The following is a 13,821-nucleotide window of genomic DNA, read 5'->3' on the forward strand; positions in this document are numbered from 1 at the left end:
TTCGGTTTCTCAGCAGGTTTTTGAGCTGGCGTTTTCGGTTTCTCAGCTGGTTTTGGTGCTGGCGTTTTCGGTTTCTCAGCTGGTTTTTGAGCTGGCGTTTTCGGTTTCTCAGCTGGTTTTGGTGCTGGTGTTTTTGGTTTCTCAGCAGGTTTTTGTGCTGGTGTTTTTGGTTTCTCAGCAGGTTTTTGAGCTGGCGTTTTCGGTTTCTCAGCGGGTTTCGGTGCTGGCGTTTTCGGTTTCTCAGCTGGTTTTGGTGCTGGCTTCGGCGCGGGTTTCGGTGCCGGATTCGGTGCGGGTTTTGGTGCCGGCTTCGGCGCGGGTTTTGGTGCCGGCTTCGGCGCGGGTTTCGGTGCCGGATTCGGTGCGGGTTTTGGTGCCGGCTTCGGCGCGGGTTTTAGTGCCGGCTTCGGCGCGGGTTTTGGTGCCGGATTCGGCGCGGGTTTTGGTGCCGGATTCGGCGCGGGTTTTGGTGCTGGCTTCGGCGCGGGTTTTGGTGCCGGCTTCGGCGCGGGTTTTGGTGCCGGCTTCGGTGCGGGTTTTGGTGCCGGCTTCGGCGCGGGTTTTGGTGCTGGTGTTTTTGGTTTCTCAGCTGGTTTTGGCTCTGATTTCGGGGCTGATTTTGGTTCTGGTTTCGGTGCTGGTTTTGGCTCTGGTTTCGGAGCTGATTTCGGCGCTGGTGTTTTCGGTTTCTCAGCTTGATTTGGCGCCGAAGTTGTATTCTCTTTTACAACCTTACTATTTTTAGATACATCCTTTTCTTGAGCAGAAACATGCTGAGCCGAAAAAGGAAAGGCTCCAGTTGTATCTGTAAGTGAAATGAGTCCCAGTGTTGCAGTTGCTAAGCTGGTTACTAAAAATTTTTTTGATTTTTTCATAAAAATCTCCATTGTTTTAATGATTTATACCTATAGTATACCATATACTTTATTTTGCTTTCGAATCAAATATTAAATATTCAGAAATAAATCTAAAACTTAATTGAAAAATCCATAGTTATATCACTTCCAACTCATACAAACCTCTGACTGCATTACAGCCATAGATAGTTTCCGCTTGGTTCAAGTCTGCCACAGTCAAGAATTTTTCCTCTACCTGTCCTGTTTCCAACAAATGCTGGCGGTAGATTCCTGGCAAAATTCCTTGACTGGTAGGTGGTGTGTAGAATTTACCATTAATTTTTAAGACCAGATTTCCAATAGAGGTCTCAAGTAGTTCTCCTGACTTATTGTGGTAAATCTTCTCTTGCTCTCCTAGGCTTAAATGTGGTCTATGAGTTGTTTTAAAGTAGGTAAATGATTGATTCAAATCTGCTTCTTGCAGACAAAGTTTGGCTTTGCAGAAACTTGGACTGAGGGGTGTTAAGATTTGGCGACTGAGTTTCATCTCTCCAGATTTGCTGAGACTAATTCGCAAACGGTAGTCTTGATTAACATCACAAACTTGGCACTCTTCCTCTATCTTTTGTCTCAGTTCTTCTGGATCAAAAGGATAAGCAAAATAACGACTCGCCTTTGTCAGTCTTTCCAGATGTTGACCTTCAAACAACAAACTCTTCTGGCTGATTTTCCCAGTTGTAATCAATTGGAAACGTGCTTGTTTACGATAGAGAACAGCCGCCTTTTGATGAACTTCACGGTATTCAGATTCCCAGGTGCTATCCCAAGTAATCCCTCCGCCAACTCCATAAATAGCTTGCCCTTTGTAGAGTTGAATGGTCCGAATGGCAACATTAAAAATCCGTCGCCCATTTGGAAGCAAGAGACCAATCGTTCCACAGTAAACTCCTCTGGGTTGTGGCTCCAAGTCCTTGATGATTTCCATGGTCGCAATTTTGGGTGCACCCGTTATGGAACCACAAGGAAAGAGAGAACGAAAAATGGCAACCAAGTCCACATCCTCTCGTAACCGACTCTTGATGGTCGAAGTCATCTGCCAAACAGTCGAATACTGCTCCACTTGGCACAGACGCTCCACATGCTCACTTCCAACTTCAGAAATACGGTTCATATCGTTTCGCAAGAGATCCACAATCATCATATTTTCAGAGCGATTTTTAGGATCCTGCTCCAACCAGCTAGCTTGGGCAAGGTCTTCTTGGTCAGTCACTCCCCGCTGGGTTGTTCCCTTCATTGGACGAGTCGTTAATTCTCGATCATTTTGCTCAAAAAAGAGCTCTGGGCTCATGGAAATCACTGCCATCTCATCATGTTCCACATAGGCATTGTAGCCCGCCTCCTGTTCTACCACCATGCGATTGTAGATTGCAAAAGGATTGGCACTTAAGTTTTGCTTGAGTTGGACGGTGTAATTGACCTGATAGGTGTCACCCTGCCGCAAATGATGGTGAATCAGGGCAATAGCCTTTTCATAGTCCTCTGCTGACGTTACTTCCTGCCAATTTGAAGGCAGATCTACTTCTTCATAAGTCAGAGGAATAGGGGATGTTTCTACCCCATCATGAACGGTAAAGTAAAGCAAGTACTCGCCCAGTAGAGGAGCCTTGTGAACTGCTAATTTCTCCTCAAATGCAGGTGCAGCCTCGTAACTGACATAGCCCACGACATAATAGCCTTGCTCTTGGTAGCGTTCCACTTGTGCCAGCAAGTCCGCCACTTCTGCTAAATCTCTCGTTTTTAACTCTTTGATCGGCTGGGTAAAGGTGTATCTCTCCCCCAAAGCCCTAAAATCAATCACTGTTTTTCTATGCATATCTTAAGTATAGCACAAAAAGGCAGATGCAGCTTAAGCTGATCCACCTTTTTAGTCATTTCGACTTTATAACGATGTTTTGGCGAATAAATCTCCAGAGAATCCATCTGATTTTTGAAGGAGCTGTTTGTAAACCTTCCATTTAAGGTCTTCAGTATTTTTATAATGATTCTTTATATTTGGATTTTCCATGCTATCTAGGTCTTTTTGAACAGCTTCATCAAATAAGGACTTCAACTCAGCATAAGTAGAGATAGATCTGCCATTGATTTCGATTGTAGTGAAGCCGTTTTGAGCTTTGTCATAGACTTCCTTATACCAATGTTTCTTCCATGCTTCAAGAGTATCAAATTGGCCATTAGAGACTTTCTTGATAATGAAGTCATCACCCAACAACCCTTTGTTTTCCTTGCTAGCTTCCGCCTTATATTTGTTTGAAACGTAACCAATAAATCCGTTAAGATAACCATAGTATCCCCACATACGGAAAGCATTATGTTTGAATGAAATCGAACCAACTGTACTCTTGCTAGTATTACCACCAAAGATACCCGACATCATATTTACGGTTTGGTAAGCACTGTCAAAACCTTCCGAACGATAACGTCCATTCCCTGGCATACCATGTTTTGTAACGAAGTTATGATCAACCAATTGATCGATGTTCGTAATCGTCAATTTCTTCTCATTATCCGTTAAATCACGTAACTTATCCCATTGATGTGGCTCGCCTTTCAGATTGTTTCGGTCAGCGTTCGTACGCCATTCTCGGTCCATCTTCTTGAACCACTTACTGTTGTCGTCCAAGTGTTTTCCAATAACTGCATCTGCTTCTAGATGGTCCAGCATCATCAGAGCCTCGTTATAGTTCTTCATATAGTGATCAATTTCTTCACGGTTTTTTAACTTATTTGGATCATAATTGTAGATTTGATTGCCATCATTTTGACGTTCATAAGCCATGTTCAAACCTAAGGCACCGTATTCACCATTTGGATTTGTCAACGATGGTGACTGGAGCATACCTTGCGCAAAGGACTCTAAGTCCGTCCCTTCACGATGATACCAACCGCCATAGTAAGCCATACGATCATTCACATGAGTCGTTTCATGCGTAAAGGCCGATGTACCAAAATCACTTATCAACTCTGTCATAACAAAGTAAACAGCATCTTGCTGATTTGGAGCGGCAAAGATATATGCGTAAGCACCATATCCATACTGATAGCCATGATATTTATGAATCCGTCCAAAAAACTCTCGAATCGGAGCATAATCTGGTTTCCCATCCTTATGACCATATCGGTTTGCCCAACCGATACCCGGCGCATCATGATTGTCCCAAACAGGTGTTGGAACACTATTTTCACTCTTGAGGAGCTTATTACGTACATTATCAGCAGCTAATTTTGACCAAAAGTCTAAGTAGTTCACCTGCTCTTTTGCTCTCTTATTGATTTCACTCTTGAAGGCTTCACGAGCCTCCTCAGTATTTTTACCATATTTTTCAAAAGCACTAAAAGAAATGGTATTATAGGTCGAAATCATGAAGAGATGCGAGTTCTTCAAGTTTAATAGTGGTAAAATCATCCGACCATGCACGCCATTATTAATCCCTTCATACAGACGATACTTCTTATGAGCAAAATCGGGGTTCAATGATGGCTGTTCTATCACATAAGCATTCTTTTCAATTGCCTTTTTAAACCAAACATTCATATCGGTTTCTTTTGTAAACAATTTCATGTTATATGTTAGAAACTCATGAAGGCTTCCTTTACCTGTAGCACCTGCAATCACTCGACTATACGCATCTTGGGATTGGTCGCCCTTAAGATTGTTCTCTTTTGAGCCGATAGTGATCAAGCGATCTAAGACATTCACGTTCTTACCATAAAAATCTGGTTTAAACATCATAATATCTTTGATCGACAATCCATCATATTTAATGCCATAGTATTGGTTCAAATAAGCAAGCCCCATCATAATGTTGGCCTTATTGTCTTCAACTTTCTTAATGAAAGCACGTTGAGCTGCTTCATCATCATTTAGTTGATGATCTTCATTTTCAACAATTTGTTTCACCAAGTTTCCAAGATTTTGTTTTACTTCAGCAAAACTTTCTTCTAAGAATAAATCGCGAATGTAACCATTTTTTCGTTCATCCGTGTTTTCTTGTGGTTTGTTCCGCTTATCCATAAGAGCGCGCACTTCAGGAGAAATCAACTCTACACTGTATAATGTTTCTTTTGCCTTTGCAATCAAACCAGCACGATCTTTCACTAGCATATTTGGCGTATAAACGATATTCTGGTTGGTCACTTCGTACTCTTTGACTTGTTTTACATCAGAGTCAGCTTTGGCAGTAACGGCCAATTCTTCTTTGGTACCATCAGCATAGTGAATCATGATCTGATCAATAGCTGACAAGTCTGTTACAAACTGCCCATTTTTCAAACCAGTAACAGAAAGGACTTCTTTGGTCACCAAGTTTGAGCTAGCATCTAGTTTATTAGCTTGATTGACAATCCACTCCTTATTATAGAATGGTTGTAATTTTTCAATATTGCGATAGGCAAGTTCGCGGTCAGCTCTGTAGTCTTGAATGGCCTTGTACTCGTCTTCACGGTGTGTCAAACGGTTTAATTTATCTACAACAGGCTCATTGATTTCATACTCATGCGCTGTGATTCCCAGAGCAGCAATTTTCTTGTCTGCTTCTTCTTGCGAAATAGGCTTAATACGATGCTGTTGTTTAGAATATCTATATGAAGATTTTCCTTCACTCACACCAGTAACAACAAAGTTTCGGTTTAAGCGGTCACCTGTCCAATATGGATCATCATCAATATCAGATGAGCCATAGAAAATCTCACCGCTCTTAACTTTCATCATTGAAACAGTATCTTCAACGGAGCCCAAGGCATTTGTACTGCCTACAACACCGCCCGCGCTAATCGGTTCTCTGACATCGATAGTACCTTTAGCTACAGATTTTTTAATGGCTCCGTCCCGATAAACCGCATTGTTGTCCCCACCATTTTGTGACCAATAGACGATGCCCGCAACTTTCGCTTTATTACCTGTTATCTGTGCATCAACATAGGCCTTCTCAACAGAACCTTTCCAGTTTTCTCCAACAATTCCAGCAAGAAAGGTGCCTTGATTCCCACCAGCATGAAGCTTACCAATGAATGCCACATTTGTTAATCTGCCGTTATTATCAATTTTATTGATCAAACCTGATACGTCATTATTTCCAACAACTGTACCCGTTACTTTCACATTATTGATCGTTGTGTTTTTTATAACAGCAGCCAAGGGAGCAACTCTATTTGCCCATGGCATATGAATGTTTACCTTACCAAGGTTAAGGTCATGGATGTGGGCGCCTTCGGTATCACCTAATAGTGGACGTTCCATGTTATGAATCGTATACTGTTGACCGTCCACACTTGATAGCTTGCCTCGGAACTTCGTCGTTACATATGATTTACCAGCTGCAGGAACATTAACCGCATTCAAGTCCGCACCAATTTTAAATTCGCCAGATGGATTGGCCTGCATAGCTTTTACAAGTTCATTGAAATCGTAGTAGACATTCTCTTCATGAGTTTTTGGTTTGGCAAAGTAATGGATGTATTCCTCACTGAGCTGGTTACCATCTGTATGCTGAACGAGGTCAGGCGCTTTGGCAGTGACCTTATAAAGTGTTTTCCCATCAACTGTCACTTCTTCAATTTTGTCAATCGCAAGACGCGTCACCTTATTATCACGTGTAGCAATTTTTAGATAGTAAGGCCTTACATCACTTGGAACAGAGGTTAAGAAGCTACTATCCGTTTCCACGCCATTGTCGTCAACACTTATGAGGCTTGTTTCTTTTATATTTTTAACTTCGACTTTTTTTAAATCAATTCTCAGTGGTTCTTCTTTGAGAATTTCTTCCTCGTTTCCTTCACCACGATCATAAACCATTTTTGTTTCGAGTTTATAATCCTTGTAATATTGCAAATCTGTTAGAGTTGCAGTCAAGTTATCCGGTGAAACCGTCATGGTTTTGACAACTTCGTTGCCTTTTTTCAGGGTTAAAGTGATCGATTTAATCGCTGCCTTACTTGGATTTTCCAGATTATAGTAAATCTGAGATGAGCGTTTCAAATCCTGAATATCAATCCTTGAAAAAGTCAACACTGGCTTTTCGAAGTTTTTGGTACCTAGTTTAACAATACGATCTTGGGCTAACTCGATGACCTGTTCAAGAATTTCAGGAGCTTCCTGCGTCTTGATTCCTTTGATGGTCTTGTAGGTTTTGATAACCTTTTTCTGACCGTCTTTTCCTTCTTGGACCGTAACTTTATCGCCCTTTTTCAGTTGCGTGTCTTCTTCGACTATCTCTTTAAACGGAATTTTTTCAAGACTTTCTTCTACAAGAGTTCCTTCTATTGGTTTCGTACCACGACTTATTTTTTTAGTGACTGGTTTTTTGATGACAGTGGTTGTTGTATTTAAAACTTGGTCAGTCTCAACACCTTCGACAGTTTTATAAGTCGTTTTGGTAACTTGGATCCCTTTTTCACCGTTTTGAACCACTGTTTCTTCGTCAGTGTATTTTGTAGGATCATCAATGATTTCCGTCTGGTAGTCAATCTCTGCGATTGTGTCTTTAGTAATTGTTCCTTCAGTTACTGTATATTCTGGAAGGTCCTCTTGAATAAGGGAGTGACCTTCCTTACCAGTTTCCTGAGTGCCTTTACTTTCAAGCTTTTCAGTATACGCTGGCAAACTATCTTGAACAAGGGAGTCACCCTCTTTGCCAGCTTCCTGAGTACCTTTGCTCTCAAGCTTTCCACTATACGCTGGTAAACTATCTTGGACAAGGGAATCACCTTCTTGGCCTACCTCTTGGGTGCCCTTATTTTCAAGTTTTCCAGTATATTCTGCCTGAGGCTCTTGAACAAGGGAGTCACCTTCCTTACCAGTTTCCTGAGTGCCCTTGCTTTCAAGTTTTTCAGTATACGCTGGCAAACTATCTTGAACTAAGGATTCACCCTCTTTGCCGGATTCCTGAGTACCCTTGCTTTCAAGTTTTTCAGTATACGTTGGCAAACTATCTTGAACAAGGGAGTCACCTTCTTTACCAGACTCTTGAGTGCCCTTGCTTTCAAGTTTTCCAGTATAGGCTGGGGAATTGTCTTGAACAAGGGAGTCACCTTCTTTACCAGACTCTTGAGTGCCTTTTGCCTCAACCTTTCCAGTATATTCTGCCCGAGACTCTTGAACTAAGGATTCACCCTCTTTGCCGGATTCCTGAGTACCTTTGCTCTCAAGTTTTCCAGTATACGCTGGCAAACTATCTTGAACGAGGGATTCGCCTTCCTTACCAGATTCCTGAGTACCCTTGCTCTCAAGTTTCCCAGTATACGTTGGGGAATTGCCTTGAACGAGGGATTCGCCTTCTTTACCAGTTTCCTGAGTGCCTTTGCTTTCAAGTTTTTCAGTATAGGCTGGCAAACTACCTTGGACAAGGGATTCGCCTTCTTTACCTACTTCCTGAGTGCCTTTGCTTTCAAGTTTCCCAGTATAATCTGGGGCATTGTCTTGGACTAGAGATTTCCCTTTTTTAGAAAAACTAGCTACTTTTATGTCAGTTCCTTTAAAATAACCAATATACTCATATCCTCCAATATCGATCACACCTTTCGCTAGTTCTTCATTTGAGGAGGCCGAGATCGTTTGATTGTAAGAAAGTAATTCTTTATTCTCAAAGGCAAAAGTAGCAAAAGGAATGAAGTTGCTGACACCAAGAGAACCAATCAAAAGCACTCCAAGAACTTTCTGACGCTGTTTTTTGGACACCAAAAAAACAGCTAAAGATGCTGTTGCAAGACCAAGACCTGCTAAAGCAAATTCTTTACTTCCTGTATAGGGAAGTTGTTGACTGTTAGTTGCTTTCTTACGATAAACAACATAAATAATATCTTCATCTTGAAATTCTGTAGGAACTTCATGATGAATCAAAGCTTTTTCAGACTCGGTTAATTCTTGCTCCGTCAAATATCGATAATGGACTGAATTCACTTCAGCTAATTCATCTGCTTGGACTTTACCAGTTAATAACAAGCTGGCACCAACAAGAAAGGCCCCGATTGCTACAGGACCAACTCCAACAGTCAATTTACGAATAGAATACTTTAGGTTTTTTTGAAACTGTTCTTTTCTTTTTTTCATTCTCACATCTTTCTAATAGAATCTTGTGGATACTGCGCACGCGCACCCCCGATTAGCTTTGGACGACTAGCTAGAGCTGTTACATGGGCATGGCCAATCTCTCGCAAAACTGGTCGAATCGGAACCTGCACATGCTTGACATGCATACCAATTGCGGTATCTCCAATATCCAATCCCGCATGAGCCTTGATAAATTCAACCTCCACTGGATCCTGCATAAACTTGAAGGCCGCCAACTGACCCGAACCTCCTGCATGAAGAGTCGGAAGGACACTGACGATTTCCAGACCAAACTGCTCCGCCACTTGACGCTCAACAACGAGGGCCCGATTGACATGCTCACAACCTTGAACAGCTAGGTGAATCCCTCTTTCCTCCAGGATATACAGAATCGTCTTCACAATGATTTCGCCAATTTCTTGGCTGGATTCCTTGCCAATATGGCCGCCTAAAACTTCACTAGAGGATAAACCTAGGACAAAGAGGCTTCCTTCACGCAATCCAGCCTTTTCCAAAACATCTTCAATTACCTGCTGTGTTTCTGTTTTAATTCTACTTTTGTCCATCACTTTTAACCTCATTTTTCTCCTACTATCATATCTTTTTTTAATGATTTTATCAAGGCGAACTAATCACTCAGAGTTGACAATGCAAAAACTTTAAAAATGAATTTTCTTTTAGTAACAAAGTAAAGAGTCTGGGACCAGAATGCTTTCCAAAAAGATAACAACTAAAATGACCTGCTCCCTAAAAAGTTAAACAGAAGATTTAGCTTTTTTAGCGGAGCAGGACAAATCTCCAGCGATGCTTATTTTATCTGAGTTTGAACATAGTGGGCAATGACATCTGATGTGTATTGAGCTGTTCCAGCTCCAAATTTGTCAATATTTTCCTTAAACTCTGGGTTATAGACGTAGCCTTTACCGATATGGCCGAAGACTTCAATAGGGCAATCAAATCCATAAGTACGGATGGCTTGCAAGAGCTTAGCTGCCTCTTCTTGGTTTTCGGCTGCTGTTGCAGCTAGTCCATTTTGAAGGTTTTGTGCCAAGGCTTGAAAAACTTGGTTAAAGGCGACCGTGGCCTCGTCTTCGTGACCTTTTTGGCGCTTGAGAGCCTGATCCATGACTTCCTGTCCATACTTCTCTACCGCCTCTTGGTGGTATTTTTGATTGTCTTGATAGCTAAATCCAGTGAATTTTTCCTCAATCGTCATTTTTCTTTCTCCTTTTTGTTCTTGAATGGTTTTTTGCAAGGTGGAAATCAAGGTATCCAGATGTTGCCTTTCTTGGGTCAAATAGTCCAACTGCCTGGTCAAATGAGGCAATAAATCTGTCCTTTCTCCCTTTAACAGCTCTGCTATTTTTTCTAAAGAAAAGCCTAGATATTTGTAGTAAAGAATGACTTGAAGGCGTTCCAAATCCTCTTGACTGTAGGTTCGATAGCCGTTTTCCGACTTTAAGGGAACCAAGAGTCCTATCTTATCGTAGTGGTGCAGAGTCTTGACAGAGACACCTGAAAGCTGCGCAGCTTCTTTTATATGGTACATGATTTCCTCCTTACAAGAATAGTATAACCCCTCCCCTTAGGTCAGAGTCAAGTGTTTTTGCGAAATTTTTTTAACTATTTGAGAAAGGTGTGAAAACTTGAAAATGGTTTTCTTGACAGACCTTAGAAAACATGGTAGGATAGTCAAGTCTATCAATCAAACAGAAGGCTCATAAAGAGCCATGGAGAGAAGGCTATTTGACAACTCAAGTAGCCTTCTCTTATTTAAAAAACGAGATTGGAGTTTCAACTATGTCAGAAAAATCGCAATGGGGTTCAAAACTAGGCTTTATTCTAGCATCTGCTGGTTCAGCTATCGGACTTGGAGCCGTTTGGAAATTTCCCTACATGACTGCTGCAAATGGCGGTGGAGGCTTTTTACTGGTCTTTCTTATTTCTACCATTTTAATCGGTTTCCCGCTCTTGCTTGCTGAGTTTGCCCTTGGCCGTAGTGCTGGCGTTTCCGCTATCAAAACCTTTGGAAAACTTGGCAACAATAGCAAATACAATTTTATCGGTTGGATTGGTGCCTTTGCCCTCTTTATCCTATTATCTTTTTACAGTGTTATTGGAGGTTGGATTTTAGTCTATCTGGGCATTGAGTTTGGGAAATTGTTCCAGCTTGGTGGAACGAGTGATTATGATCAGTTATTTACTTCAATCATCTCAAATCCAGCCATTGCCCTAGGAGCTCAAGCAGTCTTTATCTTATTGAATATCTTTATTGTATCACGTGGGGTTCAAAAAGGAATTGAAAGAGCCTCAAAAGTCATGATGCCTCTGCTCTTTATCATCTTTGTTGTTATCATCGGTCGCTCTCTCAGCTTGCCAAATGCCATGGAAGGCGTTCTCTACTTCCTCAAACCAGATTTTTCAAAACTAACTAGCGCTGGTCTCCTCTATGCTCTGGGACAATCTTTCTTTGCTCTCTCACTAGGGGTTACAGCCATGCTGACCTATGCGTCCTACTTGGACAAAAAAACTAATTTGGTCCAATCAGGGATTTCCATTGTAGCCATGAACATCTCGGTATCCATCATGGCAGGTCTAGCCATTTTCCCAGCCATGTCAGCTTTCAATATCCAGTCTGAAGGAGGACCAAGCCTGCTCTTTATCGTCTTGCCTCAACTCTTTGACAAGATGCCTTTTGGTACCATTTTCTACATCCTTTTCCTCTTGCTTTTCCTCTTTGCGACAGTCACTTCCTCTGTCGTTATGCTGGAAATCAATGTGGGCAATATCACCAATCAGGACAATCGCAAGCGTGCTAAATGGAGTGCTATTTTAGGAATCTTGACCTTTGTCTTTGGAATTCCTTCAGCTCTATCCTATGGGGTCATGGCGGATGTTCACATCTTTGGAAAGACCTTCTTTGATGCTATGGACTTCTTGGTTTCCAATCTCCTCATGCCATTTGGAGCTCTCTGTCTGTCACTTTTTACTGGCTATGTCTTTAAAAAGGCTCTTGCAATGGAGGAACTACACCTTGATGAAACAGCATGGAAACAGGGACTTTTCCAAGTCTGGCTTTTCCTTCTTCGTTTTATCATTCCTATCATCATCATCGTGGTCTTTATCGCCCAATTTATGTAAATACAAAAAAGGACTTGAGAATATCTCTCAAGTCTTTTCTTTTTATGGATGACTGACAATCAATTCCAAACCTTGCCCTTCCAGAGTCCAAGCTTCAACATCACTTGGTAGGATAAAGTGGCTCCCTTTTTGGATTGGATAGTTTTTCCCGTCAACAGTTAGTTGACCTTGACCAGCCAAGACACTCAACAAGCTGTAGTCAGCTGTCTTTTCAAAGTTAACTTTTCCAGTAATTTCCCATTTGTAAACTGCGAAGAAATCATTGGATACAAGGAGAGTGGAACGTAGATCATCTGCTTTGACAGTGACAGGTCGGCTATTGGCAGGTTCTCCAATGTTTAAAACATCGATGGATTTTTCAAGATGAAGTTCACGCAAGTTGCCCTTGTCATCCTTGCGGTCAAAGTCATAGACACGGTAGGTAGTGTCACTAGACTGCTGGGTTTCAAGAATCAAGATACCTGCACCGATAGCGTGCATGGTACCACTTGGCACATAGAAGAAATCTCCAGCCTTAACTGGCACTTTTGTCAGTAAGGCATCCCAGTTCTTGTCCTCAATTTGCTGGCGGAGTTCTTCTTTTGACTTGGCATTGTGACCATAGATAATCTCTGATCCCTCATCCGCTGCGATGATATACCAGCATTCTGTTTTTCCAAGTTCGCCTTCGTGTTCTAGTCCATAGGCATCGTCTGGGTGAACTTGGACGCTAAGCCAGTCGTTGGCATCGAGAATTTTAGTTAAGAGAGGAAATACTGGTTCTGGACGGTTGCCAAACAACTCACGGTGTTCCGCATACAAAGTAGCAAGGTCTGTTCCCTCGTAGCGTCCATTGGCTACCTTAGAAACTCCATTTGGGTGGGCTGAGATAGCCCAGTATTCCCCGATTTTTTCACTTGGAATGTCGTAACCAAACTCATCACGTAGCTTGGTCCCACCCCAGATTTTTTCTTGCATAACTGATTGTAAAAATAATGGTTCTGACATGTCGATCTCCTGTCTGATTTTTCTCCCCTCATTATAGCAAAAAAAGAGTTCGAATTGAACTCTTTTTTCTATTTTATAAAGTAGGGAGAAGATTTTGTAAAAATAGTAACGAAACAATCTCTTACTTGATGGAGGAACCCCTAAAGCAGCAATCAGAAAGCTCGCTGTCAACGGCTATTCTCCTCAACTCTCATTAGACTTTCTTTACTTGAGAATCTATTTTTATGTACAAAAAAGACTGAAACCAGTCTTCTTTTTAAATCAAAGCTGTGATAGCCGTTACTAGGCCAAAAACGATACCTGGTGCATTAGCAGCCGCAAGGGGAATATCTCTTTCTTTCTTGAAAAGACCGTAGTAAACCCAGAGACTACAGTTGATGGCTGCAACCAAGGGCTGGATAAAGTTCCCTTTTTGACCAGCCAGGTTGTTCATAATTTGTGGGAAGTAAGACACATACATCATAACAGACATAAAGGTCGCTACCCAACCTAAAATTTTCATTTGTTTTTCAGACATTTTCAAAACCTCTTTCATTTTTACTGAATCTTATTTTAAAATATTCTTTCAAAACAATCAAGTCTTTAAAACTTTTGTTATAAAGATATAAACTATCACAATCTTGTTATAAGAAAGAGGGAACAGAAAAAAGACCGAATTGCTCCGTTCTGTTTACTCAATCAAATATTAGAAAATGAATACTCCTTTTCAATGAATCGATTGATTGATGGTAAATAAGCCGTTAGAAATTATTG

8 protein-coding genes are annotated in these 13,821 nt (G+C 41.4%); 2 read left to right on the forward strand and 6 right to left on the reverse strand.

Features of this window, described 5'->3' with window-relative positions; all coding sequences use genetic code 11:
• Positions 1 to 745: hypothetical protein (locus tag E2R31_RS10130; protein ID WP_425086043.1), on the forward strand; the 745-nt coding region annotated here is incomplete at its 5' end.
• Positions 746 to 993: 248 nt separating this feature from the next.
• Here the strand turns inward: E2R31_RS10130 and pabB are convergent.
• From pabB to E2R31_RS01265, 4 genes are all read right to left on the reverse strand, one after another.
• Positions 994 to 2,709 (reverse strand): aminodeoxychorismate synthase component I, encoded by a 1,716-nt coding sequence (gene pabB / locus E2R31_RS01250; protein WP_132972425.1) that lies wholly within the window; start codon positions 2,707 to 2,709, stop codon positions 994 to 996.
• Positions 2,710 to 2,775: 66 nt separating this feature from the next.
• On the reverse strand, positions 2,776 to 8,940 hold the full coding sequence (locus E2R31_RS01255; protein ID WP_132972427.1) for a ZmpA/ZmpB/ZmpC family metallo-endopeptidase: 6,165 nt from the start codon (positions 8,938 to 8,940) through the stop codon (positions 2,776 to 2,778).
• Positions 8,941 to 8,942: 2 nt separating this feature from the next.
• Complete coding sequence (locus E2R31_RS01260; protein WP_162284859.1) at positions 8,943 to 9,506, reverse strand: TIGR01440 family protein; 564 nt, start codon at positions 9,504 to 9,506, stop codon at positions 8,943 to 8,945.
• A 242-nt stretch (positions 9,507 to 9,748) separates the two neighbouring features.
• Entirely contained in the window at positions 9,749 to 10,489 is a 741-nt protein-coding gene (locus E2R31_RS01265; protein ID WP_132972429.1) for a MerR family transcriptional regulator, read from the reverse strand.
• A 251-nt stretch (positions 10,490 to 10,740) separates the two neighbouring features.
• Between E2R31_RS01265 and E2R31_RS01270 the strand changes: the two genes are divergently transcribed.
• Positions 10,741 to 12,081 (forward strand): sodium-dependent transporter, encoded by a 1,341-nt coding sequence (locus tag E2R31_RS01270; protein WP_132972430.1) that lies wholly within the window; start codon positions 10,741 to 10,743, stop codon positions 12,079 to 12,081.
• Positions 12,082 to 12,123: 42 nt separating this feature from the next.
• Here E2R31_RS01270 and manA read toward each other — a convergent pair whose 3' ends face one another.
• On the reverse strand, positions 12,124 to 13,068 hold the full coding sequence (gene manA / locus E2R31_RS01275) for a mannose-6-phosphate isomerase, class I (RefSeq protein ID WP_001294306.1): 945 nt from the start codon (positions 13,066 to 13,068) through the stop codon (positions 12,124 to 12,126).
• A gap of 256 nt (positions 13,069 to 13,324) precedes the next feature.
• Positions 13,325 to 13,585, reverse strand: coding sequence for a SemiSWEET family transporter (locus E2R31_RS01280; RefSeq protein ID WP_001291473.1), 261 nt, complete (start codon positions 13,583 to 13,585; stop codon positions 13,325 to 13,327).
• Positions 13,586 to 13,821: the final 236 nt, after the last annotated feature.

The organism is Streptococcus downii, assembly GCF_004353325.1.
Lineage (GTDB): Bacteria > Bacillota > Bacilli > Lactobacillales > Streptococcaceae > Streptococcus > Streptococcus downii.

Coding starts and splice junctions, on each gene's coding strand:
- pabB (WP_132972425.1), bottom strand. CDS start 2,709: ATGCATAGAAAAACAGTGATTGATTTTAGGGCTTTGGGGGAGAGATAC.
- E2R31_RS01255 (WP_132972427.1), bottom strand. CDS start 8,940: ATGAAAAAAAGAAAAGAACAGTTTCAAAAAAACCTAAAGTATTCTATT.
- E2R31_RS01260 (WP_162284859.1), bottom strand. CDS start 9,506: ATGGACAAAAGTAGAATTAAAACAGAAACACAGCAGGTAATTGAAGAT.
- E2R31_RS01265 (WP_132972429.1), bottom strand. CDS start 10,489: ATGTACCATATAAAAGAAGCTGCGCAGCTTTCAGGTGTCTCTGTCAAG.
- E2R31_RS01270 (WP_132972430.1), top strand. CDS start 10,741: ATGTCAGAAAAATCGCAATGGGGTTCAAAACTAGGCTTTATTCTAGCA.
- manA (WP_001294306.1), bottom strand. CDS start 13,068: ATGTCAGAACCATTATTTTTACAATCAGTTATGCAAGAAAAAATCTGG.
- E2R31_RS01280 (WP_001291473.1), bottom strand. CDS start 13,585: ATGTCTGAAAAACAAATGAAAATTTTAGGTTGGGTAGCGACCTTTATG.